The organism is Pseudokineococcus lusitanus (assembly GCF_003751265.1).
Lineage (GTDB): Bacteria > Actinomycetota > Actinomycetes > Actinomycetales > Quadrisphaeraceae > Pseudokineococcus > Pseudokineococcus lusitanus.
In genome coordinates this window covers 104,922-128,627 of sequence record NZ_RJKN01000003.1, presented here as the reverse complement: position 1 = coordinate 128,627, position 23,706 = coordinate 104,922, and the positions used below count along the sequence as shown (strand labels likewise).

17 protein-coding genes are annotated in these 23,706 nt (G+C 78.5%); 10 read left to right on the top strand and 7 right to left on the bottom strand.

All coding sequences use genetic code 11. The annotated features are described in order from the left end of the window. Window positions 1–15 precede the first annotated feature (15 nt). The 9 genes from EDC03_RS06520 to EDC03_RS06480 all read left to right on the top strand — a co-directional run bounded on the left by EDC03_RS06520 (window position 16) and on the right by EDC03_RS06480 (window position 11,899). Window positions 16–1,392 carry an alpha/beta fold hydrolase gene (locus tag EDC03_RS06520; protein ID WP_123379688.1) on the top strand — a complete coding sequence of 459 codons (1,377 nt, stop codon included), beginning with the start codon at window positions 16–18 and terminating at the stop codon, window positions 1,390–1,392. A gap of 76 nt (window positions 1,393–1,468) precedes the next feature. Beyond that, window positions 1,469–2,353, top strand: coding sequence for a GNAT family N-acetyltransferase (locus EDC03_RS06515; RefSeq protein ID WP_422393798.1), 885 nt, complete (start codon window positions 1,469–1,471; stop codon window positions 2,351–2,353). 285 nt (window positions 2,354–2,638) lie between these two features. Further along, the gene (locus EDC03_RS06510) at window positions 2,639–4,204 is read left to right on the top strand and encodes a sugar transferase (protein ID WP_123379417.1); all 1,566 of its coding nucleotides are present in this window, start codon (window positions 2,639–2,641) and stop codon (window positions 4,202–4,204) included. After that, window positions 4,201–5,424 (top strand): right-handed parallel beta-helix repeat-containing protein, encoded by a 1,224-nt coding sequence (locus EDC03_RS06505; protein WP_123379416.1) that lies wholly within the window; start codon window positions 4,201–4,203, stop codon window positions 5,422–5,424. The genes EDC03_RS06510 and EDC03_RS06505 overlap by 4 nt, the downstream gene beginning before the upstream one ends. A 217-nt stretch (window positions 5,425–5,641) precedes the next feature. Further along, window positions 5,642–7,249 (top strand): P-loop NTPase family protein, encoded by a 1,608-nt coding sequence (locus EDC03_RS17535; protein WP_158674221.1) that lies wholly within the window; start codon window positions 5,642–5,644, stop codon window positions 7,247–7,249. After that, window positions 7,246–8,187, top strand: coding sequence for a glycosyltransferase family 2 protein (locus EDC03_RS06495; RefSeq protein ID WP_123379415.1), 942 nt, complete (start codon window positions 7,246–7,248; stop codon window positions 8,185–8,187). The genes EDC03_RS17535 and EDC03_RS06495 overlap by 4 nt, the downstream gene beginning before the upstream one ends. A 52-nt stretch (window positions 8,188–8,239) precedes the next feature. Next, window positions 8,240–9,607 (top strand): oligosaccharide repeat unit polymerase, encoded by a 1,368-nt coding sequence (locus EDC03_RS06490; protein ID WP_148058027.1) that lies wholly within the window; start codon window positions 8,240–8,242, stop codon window positions 9,605–9,607. Then, window positions 9,604–10,740: a glycosyltransferase family 4 protein gene (locus EDC03_RS06485; RefSeq protein WP_199720004.1), complete on the top strand. Its 1,137-nt coding sequence runs from the start codon at window positions 9,604–9,606 to the stop codon at window positions 10,738–10,740. Before EDC03_RS06490 ends, EDC03_RS06485 begins: the two co-directional genes overlap by 4 nt. 34 nt (window positions 10,741–10,774) lie before the next feature. Next, window positions 10,775–11,899 (top strand): glycosyltransferase, encoded by a 1,125-nt coding sequence (locus EDC03_RS06480; RefSeq protein WP_158674220.1) that lies wholly within the window; start codon window positions 10,775–10,777, stop codon window positions 11,897–11,899. Window positions 11,900–12,086: 187 nt separating this feature from the next. Here the strand turns inward: EDC03_RS06480 and EDC03_RS06475 are convergent, their stop codons facing one another. The 6 genes from EDC03_RS06475 to EDC03_RS06445 all read right to left on the bottom strand — a co-directional run bounded on the left by EDC03_RS06475 (window position 12,087) and on the right by EDC03_RS06445 (window position 20,843). Next, entirely contained in the window at window positions 12,087–13,310 is a 1,224-nt protein-coding gene (locus EDC03_RS06475; RefSeq protein ID WP_158674219.1) for a glycosyltransferase, read from the bottom strand. 10 nt (window positions 13,311–13,320) lie between these two features. Beyond that, window positions 13,321–14,874, bottom strand: a complete 1,554-nt coding sequence (locus EDC03_RS06470; protein ID WP_123379411.1) for a lipopolysaccharide biosynthesis protein — start codon at window positions 14,872–14,874, stop codon at window positions 13,321–13,323. Further along, a complete protein-coding gene (locus EDC03_RS06465; protein ID WP_123379410.1) occupies window positions 14,871–15,989 on the bottom strand; it encodes a glycosyltransferase family protein in 1,119 nt (372 codons plus the stop codon). The genes EDC03_RS06470 and EDC03_RS06465 overlap by 4 nt, the downstream gene beginning before the upstream one ends. Continuing rightward, window positions 15,990–17,588 carry an MATE family efflux transporter gene (locus EDC03_RS06460; RefSeq protein ID WP_123379409.1) on the bottom strand — a complete coding sequence of 533 codons (1,599 nt, stop codon included), beginning with the start codon at window positions 17,586–17,588 and terminating at the stop codon, window positions 15,990–15,992. It abuts the gene before it with no gap. A gap of 212 nt (window positions 17,589–17,800) precedes the next feature. Beyond that, complete coding sequence (locus EDC03_RS06455; protein WP_158674218.1) at window positions 17,801–19,540, bottom strand: glycosyl hydrolase family 28-related protein; 1,740 nt, start codon at window positions 19,538–19,540, stop codon at window positions 17,801–17,803. A gap of 193 nt (window positions 19,541–19,733) precedes the next feature. Next, window positions 19,734–20,843 (bottom strand): glycosyltransferase, encoded by a 1,110-nt coding sequence (locus EDC03_RS06445; RefSeq protein ID WP_123379407.1) that lies wholly within the window; start codon window positions 20,841–20,843, stop codon window positions 19,734–19,736. A gap of 282 nt (window positions 20,844–21,125) precedes the next feature. Between EDC03_RS06445 and EDC03_RS06440 the strand changes: the two genes are divergently transcribed. Continuing rightward, window positions 21,126–22,706 (top strand): GMC oxidoreductase, encoded by a 1,581-nt coding sequence (locus EDC03_RS06440; RefSeq protein ID WP_123379406.1) that lies wholly within the window; start codon window positions 21,126–21,128, stop codon window positions 22,704–22,706. Window positions 22,707–22,719: 13 nt separating this feature from the next. On the opposite strand, the gene EDC03_RS06435 is transcribed toward EDC03_RS06440, so the two are convergent. Beyond that, entirely contained in the window at window positions 22,720–23,685 is a 966-nt protein-coding gene (locus EDC03_RS06435) for an aldo/keto reductase (protein WP_123379405.1), read from the bottom strand. Window positions 23,686–23,706 lie beyond the last annotated feature (21 nt).

Sequence of the window (23,706 nt, the reverse complement as noted above, 5' to 3'; positions counted from 1 at the left end):
CGGCCCGCCGTGCCGCTGCGCTCCTCGACCCGCGTCCTGCTGCGCGGGCTCGCGGTCACCGACCACGTCGTCGACGTCCCGCTCCGCTGGGACCTGCCCGTCGTCGGCGGCCGCCTCGGGCAGCTGCCCGCGGACGGCCCCCGGGCGGCCGACGACCCGGGCCCGACGCTGCAGGTGCTCGCGCGGGAGGTCGTCGACGTCCGCCGCGAGGGGGAGGACCTCCCGCTGCTGCTCTTCCTCCAGGGCGGGCCGGGCGGCAAGAGCCCGCGGCCCGTGCCGGGCGGCGGCTGGCTCGCGAAGGCCACGCGGACGCACCGGGTCGTCCTCCTCGACCAGCGCGGCACCGGTCGCAGCACGCGCGTCGACGCGTCGCTCGCGGCGGAGGTCGGCGACGACGACGTCCTCGCCGAGCGGCTGCGCCACCACCGGGCGGACGCCGTCGTCGCCGACGCCGAGCACGTCCGGCACGTCGTCTACGGCGGCCGGCGGTGGGAGACGCTGGGGCAGAGCTACGGCGGCTTCGTCACGCTCACCTACCTCTCGCGCGCCGCGCGCGGCCTGGCCGCCTGCTACGTCACCGGGGGGCTCGCGGGCCTCGCGGCGGACGCCGACGAGGTCTACGCGCGGCTCGCCCCCCGCGTGCTCGAGCGCTCGGAGCGCCACCGGGCCCGCTTCCCCGGCGACCAGGTGCTCCTCGACGCGCTCGCCGACCGGACGGGCGCCGAGGACGTCCGGCTGCCGTCGGGGGACCGGCTGACGACCCGCCGGCTGCAGTCCCTCGGCATCGCCCTGGGGCGCCTCGACGGCTCCGACGACCTCCACTGGCTGCTCGACGAGGCCTTCCGCGACGGCCCGGGCGCGGCGCCCGACGGCCCGCTCGCGCCGTCCTTCCTCGCCGAGGTCGACCAGCGCACCGGCTTCGCCGGCGAGCCGCTCTACGGCGTGCTGCACGAGTCGATCTACGCGCAGGGCCCCGACCGCGGGCAGGGGCCGACGGCCTGGGCGGCCGAGCGGCAGCTGCCGGACGCCCTGCGCCCGCAGGTGCGGCCCCTGGGGCTCCTCGGCGAGGCCACCTACCCGTGGATGGTCGAGGAGGTCGCGGCGCTGCGGCCGCTGCGCGGGGCGACCGAGCGGCTGCACGCGGTCGAGGACTGGACGCCCCTCTACGACCCCGAGGTGCTCGCGGCGAACGAGGTGCCCGTGGCGGCGCTGGCGTACCACGACGACCTCTACGTCGACGTCGACCTCTCGCTGGCCACCGCGCGCGCCGTCGGGTCGACGGACGTGTGGGTGACGAACGAGATGCAGCACGACGGCCTGCGGACGAGCGGGGGAGCGGTGCTCGACCGGCTCCTCGCCTCCGTGGCCGACCGCGGCGGGCCGCTCCGCTGAGCCCCCGCGCGGCGGCACGGGGCCGCCCGGGCGTCGTGCGCGGCGGGCGGCGCCGCGAGGTGGTGGGATGACGGACGTGCTGCGGACCGGGGCGAGGGTGCTCGACGACGGCGACCGGGCGGAGGTCCTGGCGCTGTGCGACCGCGACCCCGTCGCCAACGTCTTCGTCGCCGGCCGGGTCGAGGCCGTGGGCGCCGACCCGCGCCGCCTCGGCGGCGAGCTGTGGGGGTACGGCTCCCGCGGCTCCCTGGAGGCCGTGTGCTGGAGCGGCGCCAACCTCGTCCCCGTCGAGGCCGGTCCCGCCGCCCTCGACGCCTTCGCCGCCCGGGCCCGCACCCAGGGCCGGCGCTGCTCGTCGGTCGTGGGCCCGGCCGACGCCGCCCTCGGCCTCTGGGAGCGGCTGGCCCCGGCGTGGGGCGCGGCGCGCGAGGTCCGGCCCCGCCAGCCGCTGCTCGTGCTCGACGGCCCGCCCGCGGTGGAGCCCGACCCCTGGGTGCGGCGATCCACGGCCGCGGACCTCGACCTCCTCGTCCCCGCCTGCGTGGCCATGTTCACCGAGGAGGTCGGCTACTCGCCGACGGCCTGGGACGGCGGCCGCGCGTACCGCGCGCGCGTGGCCGAGCTCGTGGCGGCGGGACGGTCCTTCGTCCGCCTCGACGCCGGCGACGGCGGCACGCCCGAGCCGACCTCCGACCCGCGCGCCGCCCGCCGGACGGCCTTCAAGGCCGAGCTCGGGGCGGTCTCGCGGCGCGCGGTCCAGGTGCAGGGCGTGTTCGTCGACCCCGCGCTGCGCGGCCGGGGGCTCGCCGCCCCCGGCACGGCGGCGGTGGCGGCCCTGGCGCGCGAGCACGACGACGTCGTCGTCAGCCTCTACGTCAACGACTTCAACACCGCGGCCCTCGCCGCGTACCGCCGTGCCGGCTTCCGCCAGGCCGGCGTCCTGGCCACCGTCCTCTTCTGACGCGGCCGCCCCCCGCCCGGTGCCCCGGGCACTCACCCCTTCGGGTGGCAGGTCGCGCCAAACCGCTGCGGGCAGGGTGCCGAACGTGATGATGTGACCGAACAGTGACCCTGCTCGGCGCTCACGGACAGTGATCGGCCCGCTTCGCCCGAACGGGCGGAGCGAGGGCCCGCACCCGGCGAGGAGCATGACGCCGGAGGGCCCGACGTGCTTCCATGGTGCTGTCCGTGGCGTCGAGGGAGCCGCTGCCCCGCACGAACCGTCACCACGGAGGCCCCGAGACGCATGGCTGAGCCCGCGAGCCCTACGCCCGGTCACCACCGCGACGGCGGCCCCGTCGCCGCCGGGGGCGTCGACCGTGTCGTCGCCCCGCGTGCCACGGACATCCCCGGCCCGCGCACCCGCGCCGCCACCCGCCTCGCGCTCGTCACCGAGCGTGGCGGGGACGGCCGCCCGGCCACCGACGTCGGGAACATCCTCGCCGCGGCGGCCGCCACGGGCACCCGCCGCCGCCGGCGCATCAGCCGGACGACGGCGCTCGTCGTCGCGGTCGACGTCGTCGTCGTCGTCGCCGCGGCCCTCGCCGTCGAGCTCCACAGCCTCATGACGGTCCTCACCGCGCTGCTGCTCGTCTTCGCGCGGACGACCCTCGGGCTCTACCGCCGCCGCCTCGGCCTCAGCGTCCTCGACGAGCTGCCGCAGGTCGCGCAGAGCGCCGTCGCGACGCTCGGCGTCGCGAGCATCTCCGTCGTGCTGTGGGGCAGCGCCCAGCTGCTCGAGCCGACGGTCGTCTTCCTCACGCTCTTCGTCGTCGCCTCGACCCTGCTGCGCGTCGTCCTCTACGGCGCGCTGCGCCGCCGGCTCCGCCGTGACCCGCGGACGCGCCGCCGCACGCTCGTCCTCGGCGCCGGCTCCGTCGGCACCGAGCTCGTCGCGGCGATGCTGCGCCACCCCGAGCGGGGGCTGCTGCCGGTCGGCTTCATCGACGGCCACAGCGGCAACCGGGCCTCGGCCGTCGCCGACGTCCCCGTCCTCCTCGAGGACGAGTCCCGCCTCCACGAGGCGATCGTCGAGCACGACGTCGAGGTCGTCGTCGTGGCCTACAGCTCCTCCCCGGAGGCGGAGGTCGTCGACAGCGTCATCGTCGCCGCCTCGCACGGCTGCGAGGTGCTCGTCGTGCCGCGCCTGTTCGAGCTGCAGCACGACGGCCCCGACGTGGAGAGCCTCCGCGGCCTCCCGCTGGTGCGCCTGCGCACCGACGTCCGCTCCTCGCCGACGTGGCTCGTCAAGACGGTCGTCGACCGCGCCGTCGCCGCCGTCGCCCTCCTGCTGCTGGCCCCGGTCATGCTCGCGGTGGCCGCCGCCGTCGTCATCGACTCGGGCTTCCCGGTCCTCTTCCGCCAGGAGCGGGTCGGCGTCTGGTCGCGGCCCATCACGGTGCTGAAGTTCCGCTCGATGCGGCCCGCCAACGAGGAGGAGAGCCGCACCAACTGGAACATCGCCAACGACTCGAGGGTCAGCCCCATCGGCAAGTTCCTGCGCAAGACCTCGCTCGACGAGCTGCCGCAGCTCTTCAACATCCTCCGCGGCGACATGTCGGTCGTCGGCCCCCGCCCGGAGCGGCCCACCTTCGTCGAGCAGTTCTCGCGCGACCACGAGCGCTACTGGGCCCGGCACCGCGTGCCCGTCGGCCTCACCGGCTGGTCGCAGGTGAACGGCCTCCGCGGCGACACGTCCATCCAGGACCGCGCCCGGTACGACAACTACTACATCGCCAACTGGTCGCTCTGGCTCGACATCAAGATCGTCCTCCTCACCCTGCGCGAGGTCCTGCGCGGCGGTGGGGCGTGACGGCCCCCGGGCCGACGACGACGGACGGGGCGGCGGCGACCGCGGGGACGCAGGGGCCCCGGCGGCCCGCCCGTCGTCGTGCGCCGGTCGTCGTGGCCGGCGTCGTGCTGCTCGCGCTCGTCGTAGGGCTCGTCGTCTGGCTGCTCACGCGGCCCGAGACCGTCCGTCCCGAGGACTTCGGCGCCGTCGGCGACGGCGTGGCCGACGACACCGCGGCGCTGCAGACGACGCTCGACGCCCTCGAGCCGGGCCAGCGCCTCGAGCTGGCCGAGGGCTCGACGTACACCCACGCCGACGTCCTCGTCCTCACCGTGCCGGACGTGCACGTCACCGGCGGGGGCGAGCTGCGCGCGACCGACGAGGAGCGGTCCTCCTTCCGGGTCGAGGCCGACGACGTCGAGATCTCCGACCTCCTGCTCACCGTGCCGGAGACGACGCGCCGCTGGGACGCCACCGAGCAGCAGCGGCTGCTCCTGCGGGGGACGACCGGCGTGGAGGTCCGCGACGTCACCGTCCGCGGCTCCGCGGCGGCCGGCATCTTCCTCGACGGCGCCTCCTCGGACTTCCTCCTCGAGGACGTCGTCGTCGAGGGGACGCGCGCCGACGGGATCCACGTCAGCGGCGGGTCCCACGACGGCCGGGTCGTCGACGCGACGACGCGGGACACCGGGGACGACGGCATCGCCGTCGTCTCCTACGCCCAGGACGGCGCGCCCTCCGCGCGCGTCGAGGTGGAGAGCCCGGTCGTCCGCGGCTCCGCGGCGCGCGGCCTGTCGGTCGTCGGCGGCGAGGACGTCACGTGGACCGACGTCGACGTGGAGGGCACCGGCGCGGCCGGCGTCTACGTGGCGGCCGAGGGCGAGCCCTACTTCACGACGTCGGTGGCGCGCGTCGTCCTCGACGGCGGCCGGGTCGCCGACGCCAACACCGACGAGGGCATCGACCACGGTGCCGTCCTCGTCTACGACGGCAGCAGCGAGTCCTCCGTCTCCGACGTCACGGTCGAGGACCTCGAGGTCGTCGGCACGCGGGCGTCCGCCAGCCGCCAGGTCGGCGTCATCGCCGACGGCGAGGGCGAGACGATCACCGGCGTCACCCTCACCGGGCTCGCCGTCGAGGGGGGCCCGGACGGGCTCCTCTCCGCGCCGGCGGCGACCGACGTCGACGTCAGCGGCTGGACCCGCGACGGCGAGGACGTCGACCCGCTCGCCGGGGGCTGACCGCCCCCCTCACCCGTCCGGCCCAGCCGCCCCCGCCGGGGCGGTGACGCACGGTCGCCCGACCGGGCGGTCCCTCGCGCCGAGGGCCCGATCCCCGGGGTCCGTCCGTCACGGAGGGCTACCCTCGGCCCGCTCGTCCGCACCACCCCGGCCCCCCCCGGCCGGACCCGCACCCCACCGCCAGAACGTCGCCAGAACGTCGAGAGGACACCCACCCGTGCGCGGAGGAAAGCTCACCCGGCTCGGGGCCGCCCAGGTCGCCCTGGCGGCCGTCGTCCTGGCGGCCGTCGTCGGCGGCGTCGTCGGCGGTCTCGTGGGGTCCTCGCGGCCCACGACCGCGACGGCCACCACCCTGCTGGCGCTCCAGCAGGACCCCACCGTCAGCGGCAACGCCGACGCGAGCCTCCAGGGCGCGAGCGACGTCTCCGAGGGCTTCCTCCAGACCGAGCTCGTCTACCTCGGCAGCGACCAGTTCCTCGCGCAGGTGGAGGAGGAGGTCGGCTCCGAGCTCGAGCTCGAGGCCAGCCGCGTCACCCAGTCGAACGTCGCCCAGGTCAGCGTCACGGCCGACAGCGCCGCGGCGGCCACGGCCGGCGCGGACGCCGCCGCCGCCCTCTACGTCGACCGCCGCACGACGCAGGCGACGGAGCGCCTCGACGCGCAGGCGAGCACGGTGCAGGAGCAGCTCGACGGCGTGCTGGAGCAGCTGGACGCGGCGCAGGCCTCGACCGTGCTGCCGTCGGACGCCGGGACGACCCAGGCGCTGCAGGGCCGCTACGAGAGCCTGCTGACCCTCTCGACGAACCTCGCCGTCGCCCGCGAGAGCGCCGGGCAGGGCGTCCAGGTCGTGCAGACCGCGGTCCTCGACGAGGCCGACGGCCTCTCGCCGACGGTCGTCGGCGTCGTCCTCGGCGCGCTCCTCGGCGCGCTGCTCGGCGCCGGCGCCGCGGCGCTGTGGCGGCAGAGCAGCTCGACCGTGCGCGGGGAGTCCGACCTCGCCGGCGCCGAGGCCGTCCTGCCGCCGCGGCTGCCGCACTCCGCGCCCGGGGACCTCGTCCCCACGGCCACGGCGGCGACCACCCCGCTGGCCCGGGCGGCGCAGCGCCAGTCGGTGCAGCTGCTCGCCGGCCGCGACGAGACCCTCACCGCGGTCGTCGCCCTCGTGGGCGCCGGTCCCGGCGCCGGGACGAGCACCGCGGCCCTGCAGCACGCGGCGGCGATGGCCGGCCGCGGCCCCGTCGTCCTCGTCTGCGCCGGGGACGTCGTGCCGGGTACGGGCGCCTCGCCCGCCTCGACCCTCGCCGGCGTCGACGCCGGCGCGCCGGGCCTGCTCGACCTCGCCCGCTCGGGCAGCGTCGTGACCGCCGACGACGTCGCCCGCCTCCGCCAGGCCACGGCCGTCGGCGACCTGTCCGTCCTCACGGCCGGGACGGGGACCGGCTCGCCCGCCGACCTCGAGCACCTCGTCAACCGCGGCCTCGTCGCGGCGCTGCGCGCCACCGGCGCGGACGTCGTCGTCGACGCCCCCTCGCTGGAGCGCTCCGGCGCGGCGCCGCGCCTCGCGGCGCAGGCCGACGCCGTGGCCCTCGTCGCCGGCGTGGGCACCACCTCCCGCGCCGACGTCGAGGTGGGCCTGCGGGCGCTGGCGCGGGCGGACGGCGCGCAGCCGGCCGTCCTCGTCACCGAGCCGCGCACCGGCCGCCGCGCGGCGGCCCCGGCCCGGCCCGCCGGACGGCCCGCCGCCGGCGCCCGTCCCGCGGGCGACGCCGGCCTCGGCGCCGAGCTCCTCGAGGGCCGGCCGTCGTCCACCGGCGGCGCGCGGTGAGCACGCCCGCGCTCTCGCTCGTCGTCACGACGGTGGGGCGCCCGGAGGAGTTCGAGCGGCTCCTGCGCTCGGTCATGGCCTCCGACGTCGCGGACCGGGTCGAGCTCGTCCTCGTCGACCAGAGCCAGGAGCAGTCCTGCGCCGCGGTCCTCGACGCCCTGGCGCCGCCGGCCGCCCCCGGCACCCTCGCCCGCACGGCCCGCACCACCTCCGGACGGGGCGCCTCCCACGGCCGCAACGTGGGCCTGGGGCTGGCGACGGCGCCCGTCGTCGGCTTCCCCGACGACAACTGCTGGTACCCCGGCGGGGCGCTGCGGCGCGTCGTCGAGACCTTCGCGGCGGACCCGTCCCTCGCCGGCCTGTCCGGCCGTCAGCTGACGGAGGAGGGGCGCCCGTCGATGCTGCGGTGGAAGGCGACCGCCGGCCCCGTGACGCGGACCAACTTCCTCCACACCTCGATCATGTCGACGATGTTCTTCTCCCGGGAGCACATCGACGCCACCGGGCACTTCGACGAGACGATGGGGGTCGGGTCCTTCGGCTGGTACGGCGCCGGCGAGGAGTCCGACCTCGTCCTGCGCGTCCTCGCCGCCGGCGGGGCCGTCCGCTACGACCCCGAGCTCGTCGTGCTCCAGGAGGAGCCGCGCGAGGCCCCGGACGAGCGCTTCGTCGCCAAGATGCTCCTCTACGGCTGCGGCATGGGGAACCTGTGGCGGCTGCACGGGCTCTCGCGGGCCCAGCTCGCGTACTACGCCGCGCGCAAGGTGGCGGGCGTGGGCGTGCGGACCGCGCGCGGCGAGCGCGTCGTCGCCCGCGCCGACGCCGCCTACCTGCGCGGCCTCGTCGCGGGCCTCGTCGACCGCCCGCCGCGCAGCCTGCGGGAGCGGGCGGCGGCCGCGGGCTCGGCCCGGCCGCGCCCGAGGGCGCCGCGTGCCTGAGCGCACCCGCGCGCCGCACCGGCCGGCCCCGGCGGCGCCGCGTGGCCGGTCGGTGAGCACCACCCTGCCCGGGGGGCTGTGGTGGGTGTCGCCGGTGGGCGCCCTGGCGCTCGTCGTGCCGACGACCCTCTGGTACGCCGCCTCGCTCGACGACGACACGTACCGGCTCCTGTGGCGGACCCCGAAGGTCCTCACCGACCAGACCGCGCTCCTCACCGCGGCGGCCGCGCTGGCCCTGGCCGTCGGCGCGGTCGTCGTGCGCGTGGCCGCCCGCCGGCGCCCCGTCCGGCCGTGGCCCGGCCTGGCGCCCGACCAGCTGGCCCGCCTCGAGCGCGGCGCCGGCGTGGTCTTCTGGCTCACCGCGATCGGCTACGCGGCCTTCGCCGTCGCCGCCGCGGCGCGCGGCCTGTCGCTGCAGGCCCTCGTGCAGGCCTTCGTCGCGCAGGACAACTACTCGTCGCAGTTCCGCGAGCAGCTCGCGCCGGTGCCCGGCGTGACGACGCTCACCCAGTGCGGGCTCGCCTACGCCGTCATGGCGGGCGTGCTGCTCGTGCACCGCTGGGACGCGCGGACCGCCCGCCGGCTCGGCGTCGTCGTCCTGCTCGCCCTCGTGCGCTCCTTCGTCAACACCGAGCGCCTCGCCCTGCTCGAGCTGGCCGTCCCGCTCGTCGTCGTCCTCGCCGTGGCGGTCCGCCGCAGCGGCCCGCCGGCGGTGCGCCGGGCGGTCGTGCTCGCGCCCGTGCTGCTCGTCCCGCTCGTCGTGGCCGTCTTCGGCGCCTTCGAGTACTCGCGCAGCTGGCAGTTCTTCTCCGAGCGCACCAGCCAGGGGTTCTGGGGCTTCGTCGTCGCGCGGATCGCCGGCTACTACGCCACGGCGTACAACAACGGCGCCATCCGCCTCGACGAGGGCGGCTACCCGGGCCGTCTGCCGTACGAGAGCTTCCAGGGGGCGTGGGACGCCCCCGGGGTCTCCTCGCTCGGCCTGTACGAGCAGTGGTCCGCCCCGGTGCCCCCGTCGGCCCAGGACCTGCTCGAGCGCTTCGGCAACCCGGAGTTCAACAACCCCGGCGGGCTCACCGTGCCGCTGCTCGACCTCGGCGTCGTCGGCGGGCTCGTCTACCTCGCCGTCGCCGGCGTCCTCCTCGGCCTGGCGTACCAGGCCTTCGTCGAGGGCCGGCTCGTCGGCCTGCTGCTGTACCCGATCGCCGCGACGGGCGTCTTCGAGATCCCGCGCTACGTCTACTGGAGCCAGGGGAGGGTCCTGCCCGCCGTGCTGTGCGTCGTCGCCGTCACCGCCTACGTCACCCTGTCGCGCACGGTGCCGCCGCCGCGGTCCCGCGCACGGCGCCGCGCCGTCCCGGTCCACCGGGCGCCGCTGGCGCTCGCGCAGGCCCGGGCCGCCGAGCGGGGCCGCGCGTGAGCGCGGTGGGGGAGCGTCCCCTGCGCTGGCTGCTCATGGCCACCCACGTCGGCCCCGACGGGCAGGGCGGCGGCATCGTCCGCGTGACCACGCAGCTGGCCGCCGCCCTCGAGCGCCGCGACGACGTCGAGCTGCACGTCCTCGCGACCGAGGCCGCCGGGTGGTTCCGCGACCGGCTGCCGGAGGGTCGCGTCCACGAGGCGCCGCGGCTGCCGCGCGTGGCGACGGCGCTCGTCGAGCGGCTGGGCGCCGGCGCCCTCGGCCGCGGCATGGACGTCGTCCAGGGCACGAAGCACCTGCTGCCGCTGCGGCGGCGCACCGGCGGCGCCACGACGGTGCTCACCGTCCACGACATGATCCTGCTCGACCGCGCCGGCGACTTCGACCTCGCCAAGCGGGTGCTGCTGCGCCGGCCCTACCTCGCCAGCCTCCGCGAGGCGGACGTCCTCGCGTCCGTCAGCGCGGCCACGGCCGACCGGGTGGCCGCGTGGGTGCCCTCGGCGCGGCCGCGCACGCACGTCGTCCCGCTGGCGACCTCGCCGACGCTGCTCGACGCCGTCCCCGAGCCGGTCGAGGCCCTGCGCGGGCGTCCGTTCGCGCTCGTCGTCGGCGACCCCAGCCCCCGCAAGAACCTGCCGCTGCTCGTCGACGCCTGGCCGCGCGTCGTCGAGCAGGTCCCGGACGCCGTCCTCGTCGTCGTGGGCCCGGACAGCTGGGGCGCCACGGTGCACGGCGCCCGGTTCGACGAGCTCGTGCGGGCGGGGTCCGTCGTCCGCCTCACGGGGCTGCCGGACGCGCCGCTGCGGTGGTGCTACGAGCAGGCCGCGGTCGTGCTCTGCCCGAGCCTCGCCGAAGGTTTCGGCCTCCCGGCGCTGGAGGGGCTCGACCTCGGGGCGCCCGTCGTCACGTCGACCGACCCGGCGCTCGTCGAGGTCACGGGCGACGCCGCGCCGCACCTCCCGCCGGACGACCCCGCGCCCTGGGTGGACGCGGCGGTGGCCGCCCTGCGCCGTGGTCGGGCCGCCTCCGACGCGGCGCGCGGCCCCGTCCCCGCCCCGCGCTCGTGGGACGACGTGGCCGCCGGCACGGTCGACGCCGTGCGGGCGCACCGCTCGGCGCGCGGGGGGCGTTGAGGCGCAGCCGGTCCCGGCTGGCAGGGTGGGGCGCGTGCGCGTCCTCGTGGTGGAGCCCGGCCTGGCCGACGACGGGGCGCTGCGCGTCTCGCTGGACCGCGCGGCCCGCTGGGCCGGCGCCGGGGCCGACGTGCGGGTGCTCGTCCTGTCCCACGACGACGACGGCCGGCCCGTCGAGGTGCCCGCGGGGCTCGACCTCCGGCACGTGACGCCGGGCCCCGCCCGCTTCCGCCGGCGGCTGCCCGCGGCCCTGCGCGCCCTCGTCCGGGAGGCCCGGCGGGCCGACGTCGTCGTGTCCGGCCGCGAGATCGGCGACGGGCTGCTCGGGGCGGCCCTCGCCGCGCGGGCCACCCGCACGCCGCTGGCGGTGACGGTGCAGTCGTCGCCGTCCGCCGCCGTCGAGCAGTACGTCCCGCCGCGCCTGCGGGCGCTCACCTGGCGCGTCCTGCGGCGGGCGCACCGGCTCGTGGCGGTCTCCCCGGGGCTCGAGCGCGAGCTGGAGGCCGAGGGCGTGCCCGCGGGGCGGCTGCGGACCGTGCCCAACGGCGTCGACGTCGCGGCGCTGCGGGCGGCGGCCGACCTGGGCCCCGACGCACCGCTGCCGCCCGGGCCCCTCGTCGTCGCCGTCGGGCGGCTCACCCGGCAGAAAGGCTTCGACCTCCTCGTGCGCGCGCACGCCCGCGCGCTGGCGGACGGCGCGCCGCCGCACCACGTCCTCGTCGTCGGGGAGGGGCCGGACCGCGCCGCGCTCGAGGACCTCGTCCGCGAGCTCGGCGTCGAGGCCTCGGTGACCCTCGGCGGGTTCCGCCGCGACGTGCCGGCCGTCCTCGCGGCGGCCGACCTCTTCGTCCTCCCCAGCCGCTGGGAGGGCTTCGTCCTCGTCCTCGCGGAGGCGGCGGTGCTCGGCGTGCCCGTCCTCGCCGCGGACTGCGTCGGCGGGCCCGGCGACGTGCTGCGCCCGGACGAGGTCGGTGCCGTCGTGCCGGTCGACGACGTGCCCGCCCTGGCCCGCGCCCTCGCGGCGGCCCTGGAGGACGGGACGCGCGGCCGGGCGGCGGCCGACGTCGCGGGGACCACGGTGCCGCGCCGGCTGTCGGCGGAGGCCTCCGCCGAGAGCCACCGCCGGGTGCTCGCCGAGCTCGTGGGCGCCCCGGCCTGAGGCGCGGCCGGCACCCGGCGACCGCATCAGCCGACGACCCGCCGCTCGACGCCGTGAGCCGTCGGTGTCGTGCGCCCCGGCCCACCTGCACAAGTCCGGGTCCCGCCGCCCTCCGCGCCGCTGACCTGCGACGCCGTCCGGGACCGGGCCCTTGTGCAGGTCCGTCGGGGCCGGGCCCCGGCGTCGGTCAGGCCAGGACGTCCCGCACGAGCCGCGTCACGGCGCCCGTCGAGGCGGCGGGGGTGAAGGAGCGCTCGTAGAGGGCGCGGGCGGCGCGGGCGAGGGCGTCGGCCCGGGCCGGGTCGCGGTGCAGGTCGAGGACTGCGGCCGCCGTGGAGGCGGCGTCCTCGCGGACGAGGAGGTGCTCGCCGTCCCGGGCGCCCACGCCCTCGCAGCCGAGGGCGGTCGAGACGACGGGGACGCCGCGGGCGAAGGCCTCGAGGACCTTGAGCCGGGTGCCGCCGCCGAAGCGCATGGGGACGACGACGGCGGTCGCGCCGGCGAGCTCGGCGTCCACGGACGGCACCGGGCCGACGAGGTCGAGGCCGGGCAGACCCCGCAGGTCCTCGAGGCGGTCGGCGTCGCGGCCGACGAGCCGCAGGCGCGCCGTGGGCGCGAGGGCCCGCAGGGCGGGCAGCACGCCGAGGGCGGCGGCGCGGGCGGCGTCGACGTTCTGCGGCGTGGCGTAGTTGGCCACGACGACGACGACGGGCTCGGCGGGCGGGGTGCGCGGCGCGGGCGGCCCCGGGTCGGGGTAGGTGTTGGGCACCACGACGGTCGAGGGACCGCCGAGCCGCGCGGCGTCGACGTCGCTGCAGACGACGACCGCGTCGGCCCACCCCAGCACCTGCCGCTGCACGCGGCCCCACAGCGGCAGCTCGACCCGGCGCTGCAGCCGCTCCGTGCGGTCGACGCCGGTGGCGGGCCCGCGCAGGTAGGCGCGCCACTTCTCCGTCTCGACGTCGTCGCAGTCGACGACCCGGACCGGGGCGGCGAGGTCGCCCTCGAGGGCGACGGCGTGGTCGAGCCCGCCGAACCACACGAGGTCGTACTGCTGCCCCGCGGTCCACGCCGCCAGGTGCTCGCGGACCTCGTCCCACCGCTGCGCGGCCACGTGCACGGGGAGGGCGTGCCGGGCGGCCTGCAGCGCGGCGCGGGAGCGGGGGAGCGGGTCGGGCGCGGTGCGGGTCCACCGCCGCACGGCGACGTCGGGGGGCACCGGCGCGACGTCCTCGGGCGCCCGCGAGTGCAGGACGGCGAGGTCGACGTCGGCGACCTCGGCCAGCCCCCGCAGGACGCCGGCGCAGCGCAGGCGCTTGCCGCCGTCGAGGGGCCAGGCGACGTCGGGCAGCGTCACGAGGGCGCGCGGTCGCGCGCGGCCTCCGGCGGGGGCAGGGGCGTCGGCGGGCACGGCCGGGACGCTACCGCCGTCCGCCGTCCGGGCCGTCCGTCCCACCCGGTCGGGCGCCGAGGCGGACGACCGCGCGGCCGGCGGGGCCCGGCAGGACGCCGGACAGCCAGCGGGCGTCGTCGGCGCGCAGCGGCCGGACGAGCACCGCGGCGACCGCGGCGACGACGGCGAAGACCAGCGCGCCCCCGACGAGGCCCGGCCACGGCGCCAGCAGCAGCGCCGGGACCGCGGCGGCCGCCCCCGCCAGCACGGCGACGAGCAGCGGCCGGCCCAGCAGCCCGGGGCGCAGCGAGGCCACGGCGGCCTGGCGGCGGGCCGGCAGCAGCAGCGCGACGGCGTAGGTCAGCTGCGCCGCGACGGCCGCGACGACGGCCCCGGCGGCGTCGAGGCCGGGGACGAGCGCCAGGCACAGGCCGACGTCGACGGCGGCGGCGGCGAGCCCGCCGCGGACGACGACGCCCACCCGTCCCGTGCCGAGGTGCAGGGCGGCCATGGCGCCGGCCACGGGGGCCCCGACGAGCACGAGCGACAGCCCCTGGAGCAGCGGCCCGGAGGGCCCGAAGTCGCCGCCGTACAGCGCCAGCAGCGCCACGGGCCCGAGCGCGAGGAGACCGGCGACGAGGACGGGCGTGCCGACGGCGAGCACGCGCAGCGCGTGGCCGAGGACGCCCTGCAGCCGCTCGTCGCGGCCGGCGGCGCTGCTGCGGGCGACCGCGGGCAGCGCGGCGCCGGTGACGGCGGCCGTGGCGGCGACGGCCACCGACACGAGCGTGAAGGCGGCCGAGAAGAGGCCGACCTCCCGCTGGGTCGACAGCCAGTCGAGGAAGACGAGCTCCACGCGGCGCTCGACGACCTGCGTGAGGACGAGCGTCACGACGAAGCCCAGCCACAGCCGGGCCACCGGGCCGACGGCGGGGCGGGGGCCGCCGCCGCGGGTGCGCGGCACCCGCCGCTGGAGCACGAGGAGCGCCACGAGGAGGTAGGCGGAGCCGACCGCCTGGCCGACGAAGACGCCCGTGACGCCGAGGCCGCCGAGGACGGCCGCGATGCCGAGGAGGGGGCCGACGCCCTGGCTCACGAGCCGGCGGCGGCTCACCCGCCCCCAGCCGTCGTAGGTGACGACCCGGACCGTGAGGGCGTAGGAGAGCGCGTCGACGAGCGCCGTCGCGGCGATGACCGCCCACAGCAGCATCGACTCCTCGCGCAGGCCGCCGACGCCCAGCAGCAGCGCGGCCAGGACGAGGCCGACGACGGCGTGCACCTGGAGCGACCAGCGCCGCAGCCAGTGCAGCGCGTCCTCGTCCCCCCGGCCGCGGGCGCTGCTCAGCAGCTGGATGCCGGCCTGCGTGAGGGACAGGACGAAGACGTTGAGGACGAAGCCCTGCAGGTACGACAGGAGGCTCTGCAGGCCGAGCGCCTCGGGCCCCAGCACGCGGCTGACCGTGACGGACAGGCCGAGCGCCGAGACCATCGGCAGCAGCGTCGCCGCCACGCGCCACAGGCCGCCGACGACGACGCCGCGGTCCCCCGACGACGGGTCCGGGGCCGGGGCGGGGCCCGTCACCGCGGCACGGCGGGGCGCGTGGCGAGGACGCGCCCGAGGTGCTCCACGAGGGTCCGGGCGCGGTCGGCCCAGTCCATGGAGCGGGCCGCCTCGACGCCGGCCTCGTTGACCCCGGCGGCCAGGACGTCGCGGACCAGGTCGGTGACGTCGCCGCCGTCCTCGGGCAGCACGTGGACGCCCGGCGGCCAGGGGCTCACCGACGGCGGCAGCGTCGACAGGACGGGCAGGCCCGCGGCCAGGTACTCGAAGAGCTTCATCGGGCTGCGGCCGCGGTTGACGGCCGTCGTCCGGAACGGCAGGAGGCCGACGCGCGCGCCGCGCAGCAGGGCGGGGGTGCACCCGTAGGAGACCTGACCGTGCAGCCGGACGTTCGGGGGCAGGCCGTCCGGGACCGCGACCTGCACGGGGCCGTAGACGTCGACCGGCTCGTCCCCGGCGGCAGCGGCGACCGACCGCAGCGCGTCCCAGCAGAAGCGGTCGTCGACGGCGCCGACGTAGACGAGGCCCCGCCGCTCGGCGGGGGCCGGGGCGCCGGCGAAACGGGCGAAGTCGACCCCGTTGTCGAGGACGAGGGAGGGCAGGTCGGGCCGCACCTGCCGGAGGCGCTCGAGCACGAAGGCCGAGGTGGCGACGAGCCCGTCGGCCGCGCGCAGCACCCGTGCCTCGCCGGCCCGCCGCGCGGGCTCCTCGTAGACGTCCGTGGAGCGGTAGACGACCGCCCGGGCCCGGACGAGCTCCTCGAGGCCGCCGACGAGCGGCTGGTCGACGAGGAGGACGTCGACGGCGTCCATGCCCAGCGGCCGCAGGCGTCGCCGGACCGACGGCACGCTCGTCCGCAGCGCGAGCGGACCGGTGTGGGCCGGGCCGAGCGACAGCGGGAGGAGGGTGAACGGCAGGACGCCGGGCACGCCCGGCGCCGCCTCGTGGGTGCGCAGCGACAGCCGGAGCCGGCGCCGGACCTCGGCGTCGCGGACGCGGGCGAGGTGCAGGGCCGAGACGGGCGACGAGAGGTGCGCGACGTCGTGGCCCTGGGCGGCGAGGGCCCGGGCGAGGTGGTGGCTGCCCACGGTGAAGACGCCGCCGGGGGCGGTGTGGCCGGCGAGGAGGATGCGCACTCAGCGGCTCCGGGCGGGGGTGAGCAGGCGGAGGCCGCGCGCGGCGGGCCCGGGCAGGGTCTCGGCCAGCCAGCGCCCGTCCTCGGGGTCGAGGAGGCCGACGAGCCGGAGCCCGACGGCCGCGAGGACGACGAAGGTGCCGCCGCCCAGCACGAGGCCGAGCCAGGCGGAGGCGAGGACGGCGGTGACGGCCGAGGCCCCGACCCCCGCCACGACGGCGACGAGCGCCACGCGGAGCAGGGCGGTCGGGCGGATCCGCAGGGGCAGGCCCGTGCGGAGGGTGTGGCCGATGATGAGCAGCGCCGCCGAGCCCTGGCCGCTGAGCGTGGCGACGACGGCGCCCGAGGTGCCGTGGTCGGGGATGAGCAGGAAGGCCAGCGCGATGTCGACGACCGCGCCGGTGCCGCCGCAGACGAGCACCGGGCGCAGCCGGCCCGTCCCGGTCCAGTAGGCGGTGCAGAGGGCGCCGAGCGGGGTGACGACCAGGCCGATCGCCAGTAGCCGGACGACGCCGGCCGCCTCGGTGTACTCCTCGGCGCCCCAGAAGGCGAGGACGACGGCCGGGCCGACCGCGGCGACGCCGGCGGCGAGCAGGACGCTGACGGCGGCCAGGACCCGCGCCGCCCGGCTCATGCCGCTGACGACGCGGTCGTGCTCGCCCGCGCCGTGGGCCGCGGCCACGGCCGGCACGGACGCCGCCACGAGCGAGGAGCAGACGACGAGGGCGATGCCGACGACGTTGAAGGCCACCGAGTACTGCGCCACCTCGACGGAGGTGCGGTACAGGTCGAGGAAGACGAGCTCGAGCCGGCGGTCGACGACCTGGGTGACGAGGGCCGCGAGGGCGAAGAGCGACCACAGCCGCACGACGGGCAGGGCCGCGGGCGCGGGGAGCCCGGCGGGGGAGGGCAGCGGGTCGCGCCGCTCGAGGCGGCGCAGGGCCACGAGGAGCCCCAGCGAGACGAGCAGCTGCGTGGCGAAGACCCCCGCCACGCCGGCGCCGAGCAGGACGGCCGCGATGCCCAGGAGCGGCGTCAGCGCCTGGGAGACGAGGCGTCTCGCCGAGGTGGCGCTCCAGCCGTGCTGGGCGATGTGCCGGCTGGCCAGGCCCCAGCCGACGGCGTCGACGAAGGCGGTCGCGGCGGCGAGGTACCAGATGAGGTTGTACGAGTCGCGGCCGAGACCGGTGCCCACGAGGACGACGACGGCGACGAGCCCGCCGAGGAGGTGGGCGCCCATCGACCAGCGGCCGAGGTGGGCGAGGCGGGCCCGGTCGCCCGCACCGCCTGCGGCGGCGACGAGCTGCACGCTCGCCATGGTGAAGCTGTAGATGAGCACCGAGACCATGAGCGAGGCCACGTAGGCCACGAGGCTCTGCTCGCCGAGGACCTCGGCGCCGAGGACCCGGCTGATGACGACCGACAGGGCCAGCGTCGAGCCCATCGGGAGGATGTTGGCGGCGGCCGACCAGACGCCGCCGCGCAGGACGCTGCTGCGGCTGTGGCCGCCGAAGCGCGCCGGGGCGGGCGCCGCGGGCTCGTCGTCCGGGGAGGGCGGGCCGGCGGGGGGACCTGCGGGCGCGTCGTCGCTCGCCGCCACGCCGACCCCCTGTGCTCGTGCCGCGCCGGCGGGGGCCGGTGCGCTGCGTCCGTGACCCCCCGGACGGGACGGCCCCCCGGCGCACCGGGGACCGCCAGGGTACGGGCGCCGCAGGGCCCCGGACGACCACCGGGCCCCTGCTGCGGCAGGAGCCCGGTGGTCGTGCCCGATCGGGTGAGCGGCGGGCGGGGGGCCCGCGCCGCGGGCCCGGGTCACTTCTCGACGCAGACCGCCTGGCCGTCGCGCACCCAGTTCTTCGCCTCGTAGTCGGCGAGGCCGGCCTGGGCGACGAGGAGGTTGGAGGGGCCGCCGTCGATCCGGAGGTCGTTGAGGTGGACGCCGCGGCCGGTCGCGCCGGGGGTGCGGAGGAAGCCGACCTGCCGGCTCGCCGAGGAGCGGGTGCCCGTGATGGACAGGCCCTCGACGACGACGTCGCGGAGCTGGCCGCCGCCGTTGCTGCGGCCGTCCCACACGAGGACGGCGCCGTGGTCGACGGTGCGGGACTGGTTGGCCCCGACGACCGTGCCGCCGGAGACCTTCACCCGGACGGGCGCGAAGGTGTACCAGGGGGTCGGCTCCTTGGCGATGTAGACCGCCGCCGCGTTCGAGCGCTCGACCCGGATGTCGGTGTAGGTGATGTCCTCGCCGCCGACGACCGTCACGCCGCGGCCCCAGTGGGTCCCGAGGACGGTCGGGGAGGTGACGGTGACCCGGCGGACGGGCTGGCCGTCCTGCTCGTAGGAGACGACGGCCACGCCGTCGTCGCCGCTGTCGCGGACGGTCGGGCGGACGACGGTGCCGTCGGCCGCGGGGCCGGTGATGTGCACGCCGTCGGCGCGGGAGTCGCGGACCGAGACGTCGGAGAGCGTGAACTTCTGCGCGCCCCAGATGTACATGCCGGCGGCGGCCGAGCCCTCGACGCGCACGCGGTCGACGACGACGCCCGTCGTGCGGATGACGGTGAGCTTCATGTCCTCGAAGGTGCCGAAGCGGGCCGTCGACGTCTCGAGCCGCAGCGTCAGGTCGCGCAGCGTCACCCGGTCGGCGAGGACCATGACCGAGGAGCGGCGCTCCTGCGTCGCGAGGAGCGTGCCACCGCCCGTGATGGTGATGCCGGGGGTGCGCACGCGCAGGACGTCCGAGTGGCGCAGGACCTTGCCGGCGGGGACGACGAGGGTGTCGCCCGGCTTGGCGTTGTCGAGCGCGCGCTGGATGGCCGCCGTGTCGTCGGTGCGGCCGTCGCCGACCGCGCCGAGCGCGAGCAGCGAGGTGCCGACGACGGCGCCCGTGGACGTCGAGGCGGGGGTGACGACGACGGGCGTCGTCGGCTTCGGGGTCGGCGTGGCCGTGGGCGTCGGGGTCGCCGTGGGGGTGGGCGTGGGCGTGGCCGTGGGGGTCGGCGTCGGGGTCGGGGTCGCCGTGGGCGTCGGGGTCGGCGTCGGCGCGGGGGCGGCCGCCGCGGCGCCGACCTTGAAGGTCGCCTCGAGGCGGTGGGTGACGCCGCCGGGGAAGGTCACGCGGGCGAGGACGCCCGTGGAGCGGCCGGCGAGGGCGGTGAGGTCCAGCGGCAGGACGGCGGTGTGCTGGCCGAGGCTGTCGCGGACGACGTCCGTCGTCTCGGCCAGGACGCGGCCGGAGGTGTCGGTGAGGCGGACGGCGGTCGTCCGCGGCGGGGAGGTGACCCGCAGCTGCACGACGCCGGCGGGCTGCGTGGAGCCGAAGAGGCGCGTGCCGTCGACGGTCAGCTGGTAGCCCTTGCCGACGGCGGTGGGCACCGTGGCCGTGGTCGAGGCGGCGGCGGTGGTGGCGGACGAGGGGGCGGCGGTCGCGGGCAGGGTGCCGGCGGAGACGGCGAGGCCGAGCGCGGCGACGACGAGGGCGCGGCGGGCGGCATGGCGGCCGCCGCGCGTCGTCGCGGCCCGGCGGGCCGACGGGGCGGGGGAGGAGGTCATGCCGCCGTTTCGGGGCGCCCCCGGAGCCGCTGGAGCCGGGGCTCGGTGCCGTCACCCGGGCGCACCCACCGCGGTCACCCGGGCGGACCCCGCCGCTGCGCCGCCCGTGACACGGGGCTCAACCCCGCCGTCCCGCGTGCCGACGGACGTCCTCCCGGTGCGGCGTCGGGGCGCCCGGTGGCCGCGCCGGACCTCAGAGCGCGGCGAGCACGACCTCGCGCATGCGCTCGCGGAAGTGCGCCCGCGAGAAGCCCTCGGCGTGCGTGCGGATCGCCCCCGGGTCGAAGTCCCCGGTCGTGGACGCCAGCGCCTCGGCCCAGCGGGCGACGGCGTGCTCGCCGTCGCCGTCCTCGGGCACGAGCACCCCGGTGCGGCCGGGCAGGACCGTGTCGAGGGCGCCGCCCTCGGCCGCGGCGACGACGGGCGCGCCGCAGGCCTGCGCCTCGACGGGGACGATGCCGAAGTCCTCGACGCCCGGCATGAGCAGCGCCTTGCAGCGGCGGTAGAGGTCGAGCTGCTCGGCGTCGGTGGTCCGGCCGAGGAAGCGGACGTTCGGCCCCGCGACCCGCTCGCAGTCGGCGCGGGCGCGCCCGTCGCCCGCCACGACGAGGGGGACGCCGGCGGCGGTGGCCGCCCGCACGGCCAGCTCGGGGCGCTTGTAGGGCACGAGCCGGCCGGCGAGGAGGTAGAAGTCCTCGCGCCCGACGGACGCGTCGGGGGTGTAGCTGTCGACGTCGACGGGCGGGTGGACGACGACGGCGTCCCGGTCCCACCAGCGCCGCACGCGGTCGGCCACCGCCGTCGAGTTGGCGACCACGGTCCGCAGCCGCTGCGCCGCCCGGTGGTCGGCGGGCCGGAAGGCCGCGGAGAAGGCGCCGAGCAGCGCCTCGCCGGCGGCGCCGCCCACCTCGCCGCGCCGCATCTCGCGGTCCCAGACCCAGCGGGCCGGGCTGTGGACGTAGGCGACGACGGGGGCGTCGGTGGCGTGGACCACCTGCGAGGCGAAGGCGTGGTGGCTCGCGACGACGACGTCGACGTCGGGCAGGCGCGTGCGCGCCATGGCCACGGGCAGCGCGGGCAGGAGGTGCGCGTAGCCGCCGCCCGGGCGCAGCAGCCGGGACAGGCGGCCGGGGCGCAGCCGCGGCCGCAGCTCCGCGGGGACGTTCGCCGGGTCGGCGACGGGGGCGTGCACGAGCGCCTCGGGGAACTCGTGCGCGAGCTGCTCGACGACCATCTCCGAGCCGGCCCACTCGGTGAAGCGCTCGTGGACGAGGGCGACGGAGGGGGACGCGGCAGACGGCATGGGCAGCAGTGTGCCGCGCCGGGCCGGTGCGGACGTCGCCCGTCCGCCGTCCCCCCACCCGGCCGGGGCACCCGGCCACCCGGCCGGACCACCCGCCCCCCTCGGTGGGACGCCCCCGTCCCGCGCGCGGACTACCATCACCGCGCCGGGCGGCGCCCCCCGCCCCCGGCCGCGCGCCGCCCCCGCCGGGCGCCGCCCCGGGCCCGCCCGACCGGCCGCCGCCCGCCCCGACCGACCCGCCGCCCGACCCGCCGGACGGCCCCGAGCCTCTCGAGGACGCCCGTGCTGACCGACCTGCGCACCGACCACCTGCCCGCCGTCCCCGCCGGGGCGGTGGTCGTCGTCGGCTCCGGCGCCGCGGGCATCGCCCTGGCGACGGCGCTGGCCGGCGCGGGGCGGGACGTCGTCCTCCTGGAGTCCGGCGGCGACGTGGCCGACCCGACGGCCGTCGACCGCGGGGCGGCGCTCAACGGCGGCACGGCGGACGCTCTGCCGTACGAGGGGCTCGACGTCGGGCGCGCGCGGGTCCTCGGCGGCACCACGCAGCTCTGGCACGGCCAGTGCATGCGGCTGCACCCCGTCGACCTCGCCGAGCGGTCGTGGGTCCCGCGCAGCGGCTGGCCGCTCACCCCGCAGGACCTCGACCCCTGGTACGCGGCGGCGGAGCGCTTCCTCGACGTCTCCGGCCGCGGCTACGGCGAGGACCGGTGGGCGGACTTCCCGCGCCTGGCGCCCGTGCCGTGGGACGGCAGCCGGCTGCGGCACGACTTCACCGAGTACATGCGCCGCCCGTACCTCGGCACCGAGCACCGGGACGCGCTCGCGGCGTCGCCGCACGTCCGCGTCGTCGTCGAGGCGACCGCCACGCGGGTCCTCCTCGACGACGCCGGCCGCGCCGCCGGGGTCGAGGTCGCCCTGCCCGGCGGCGGCCGGGCCGAGCTCCGCGCCGCCGAGGTCGTCCTCGCGGCGGGCACCCTGGAGAACGCCCGGCTGCTGCAGCTGAGCGACCCGGCGGGCGTCGGGCTGGGCGACGGCCGCGAGCACACGGGCCGGTACCTGCAGGACCACCCGATCATCCGCACCGGCGAGGTGCTGGCCCCGGACTTCCGGGTGCTGCAGGACCGCTACGTCGTCCTGCGCAAGGACGGCCGGCGGCTGTTCCCCAAGGTCCGCCTCGCGCCGGAGGCGCAGGAGCGCGAGCAGCTGCTCGACGCGACGGCCGTCTTCGTCCACGAGCACGACCACCCGGGGCTGCGCGCCGCGCACGAGCTGGGGCGCGCCGTCCGCGCCCGGCGGCTGCCGGCGGGGGCGCTGCGCACCGCGGCGACGGCGGCGACCGCCCTGGGGCCGGTCGCCCACGCGGCGTACCGCCGTGCGGCGCACGGGCTCCCGCTGGGCGCGCGGCCCTCGCACGTGTGGCTGCAGCTCTGGGTCGAGCAGGCGCCGGACCCGGCCCGCCGCGTCGTGCTCGACCGTGACCGGCTCGACCCGCACGGGCAGCCGCGGGCGCGCGTCACGTGGACGTGCGACGACGAGGAGCTGCGGACGACGCGGACGATGTCCCGCTGGGTCGCCGAGGACCTCGAGCGCCTCGGCGTCGGCCGCGTGCGGCCCCTGCCGGCGCAGACCGACGACGACGCGTGGCGCCGTACCGTCACCGACGCCGCCCACCCCGCCGGCACGACCCGGATGGCGACGACGGCGCGGGACGGCGTCGTCGGCACGGACCTGCAGGTGCACGGCGTGCCGGGGCTCTCGGTGGTCGGCGGCAGCGTCTTCCCGACCTCCGGCTACGCCAACCCGACCCTCACCGTCGTCGCGCTCGCGCTGCGCCTGGCCGCCCGGCTGCTGCCGGGGGCCTGAGCCCCGCCGCGGGTCAGCCGCGGGGGGCGGGCAGCCCCCGGGCCACGTGCTCGAGCACGGCCAGGGCGGCCGGCGGCAGCGGCTCCTCGCCGCGCGCGAGGGCCACGGTGCGAGCCAGCCGGGCCGGGCGCGTCGTCGCCACGAGCACCTCGGCGAGGCCGAGCGCGGCGCCGCGGGCCAGCAGCGCCGCGGGGAGCCCGTCGGGCCCGGCGAAGGGGGTGCCGGCGACGGCGGTGTCCCACGCCGTGCCGGCGCCCGGCCCGGCGAGGGCCTCCCGCAGCGCGGCGAGGTGCGAGCCGCCCCCGCCGAGGAGGCCGTGCCCGACGACGAGGACGCCCGGGGGGACGTCGACGGGCGGCGAGAGCGGCCCGACGGCGACGTGGGCGACCGTGAGCAGGCCCGCGCCGCGGTCCAGCGCCGGCCGGGTCAGGTGGTTCTGCGTCGCGACGCCGACCGCGCCGACGTCGCCCGCGTCGACGAGGCGCCGCAGCGCGCCCAGCAGCTCGTCGTCGACGTCGCCGGGCGAGACCTCGTGCAGCAGCAGGCGGTCCACGCGGCCGCCGAGCCGGCGCAGCGACTCCTCGACCGAGGCCCGCACCGCGTCGGGGGCGAAGCGCCCGGTCGGGCCGGTGCCGTCGGCCGCTCCCGTGCCCCGGCCGAGCGCCCGCCCGACGACGTCGCGGGCCCGGCCCAGCACGGGCGCCGGGAGCACGCGCCGGGCGACGCCGCCGGCGAGGTGCGCGGGCGAGCGCGGGCCCGTGCGGGGGAGCAGGCCCACCTTGGTCGTCAGGGAGCGCACCGCCGCGCGGCGGTCGGCGAGCAGGGCCCCGACGGCGGGCTCGGACCGGCCGCCGCCGTAGAGCGGCGCGGTGTCGTAGCGGCGCACCCCGAGGTCCCACGCGTCGTGGAGCAGGCGCTCGGAGGTCGGCGCGTCCGCCAGGCCGAAGAGGTGGGCGGTGCCGAGGACGACGTCGGTCATCCGGCGGAGCCTAGGCGCCCG